This window comes from Nocardiopsis sp. TNDT3 (assembly GCF_003427465.1).
Classification (GTDB): Bacteria; Actinomycetota; Actinomycetes; order Streptosporangiales; family Streptosporangiaceae; genus Nocardiopsis; species Nocardiopsis dassonvillei.
On record NZ_QPFC01001092.1, the window covers coordinates 1 to 1,452 of the forward strand.

A 1,452-nucleotide genomic window follows, 5' to 3' on the forward strand; every position below is an offset into this window, starting at 1 on the left:
GGGCGGGGACGGACAGTCCCCGCCCCGCGACCCCGCCCGCCGCGTCGCCTACGACGTGCTGCGCGCGGTGGGCCAGCGCGACGCCTACGCCAACCTGCTGCTGCCCGCCCTGCTCAGCGAACGCGGCATCAGCGGCCGCGACGCGGCCCTGGCCACCGAGCTGACCTACGGGACCCTGCGCCTCCAGGGCACCTACGACGCGATCCTGGAGGCCTGCGTGGACCGCACGCTCGCCTCCGTGGACACCGAGGCGCTGCCGCTGCTGCGCCTGGGCGCACACCAGCTGCTGTCCACCAAGATCCCGCCGCACGCCGCGGTCAGCGCCACCGTGGACCTGGCCCGCAGGGTCGTGGGCCACCACCGCGGCCGGTTCGTCAACGCCGTCCTGCGCAAGGTGTCCGCCCGCGACCTGGACGCGTGGACGGCCGTGGTCGCCCCCGACCGCGCCACCGACCCCAGCGGGTACCTGTCGGTCGTGCACAGCCACCCGCGCTGGATGGTCAAGGAGCTGGCCCGGGCGCTGGGGGAGCGGTCCGCCAACGGACTGGTCGAGACCGAGCGCCTGCTCGCCGCGCACAACGAGCGGCCCCGCGTGACCCTCGTGGCCAAGCCGGGCCGCGCCACCGTCGCCGACCTGGTGGCCGCCGGTGCCGAGGAGGCCCGCTACTCGCCGTTCGCCGCCTACCTGCCCGAGGGCGACCCGGCGGCGATCCGCGAGGTGCACCAGAACCGGGCCGCGGTGCAGGACGAGGCCAGCCAGCTGGTCGCCCTCGCCCTGACCAGGGTGGACGCCCACGGGGACGACGCGCGCTGGCTCGACATGTGCGCGGGGCCGGGCGGCAAGGCCGGCCTGCTGGCGTCCCTGGCCGGGCAGCGCGACGCCCGCCTGCTGGCCGCCGAGGTGCAGCCCGCGCGGGCCGGACTGGTGGCGGGTGCGGTGCGCCGCTCCCCGCGCGACGCGGGCCGGGTCGTGGTCGCCGACGGGACCAGGCCCGCCTGGCGGCCGGGGGCCTTCGACCGGGTGCTGGTGGACGCGCCGTGCACGGGCCTGGGCGCGCTGCGCCGACGCCCGGAGTCGCGCTGGCGGCGCACCGAGGGGTCGGCCGCCGAGCTGGCGCCGCTCCAGCACGACCTGCTGACGAGCGCGGTCGAGGCGGTGCGCCCCGGCGGTGTGGTCGCCTACGTCACCTGCTCGCCGCACCTGGACGAGACCGACGGGATCGTGCGCCGGGTGCTCTCCGAGCGCGACGACCTCACGCTGCTGCGCGCAGCCGACTACCTGGACGGGGTGCCCGACCTCGCGGCCGGGCCGGAGGGAAGGTACGTCCAGTTCTGGCCGCACGTGCACGGGACCGACGCGATGTTCCTGGCGCTGCTGCGCAGGTCCGAGCGGTCCTAGGTCCGAGCGGTGCTGGGTCCGAGCGGTGCTGGGTTCGAGCGGTGCTGGGTTCG

Annotated in this window: 1 protein-coding gene; it reads left to right on the forward strand. The window is 76.9% G+C overall.

The window, feature by feature from the left end; translation table 11 throughout:
• A partial coding sequence (locus tag DQW06_RS24235; RefSeq protein WP_232833139.1) for an RsmB/NOP family class I SAM-dependent RNA methyltransferase occupies positions 1-1,399 on the forward strand: 1,399 nt, incomplete at its 5' end.
• Positions 1,400-1,452: the final 53 nt, after the last annotated feature.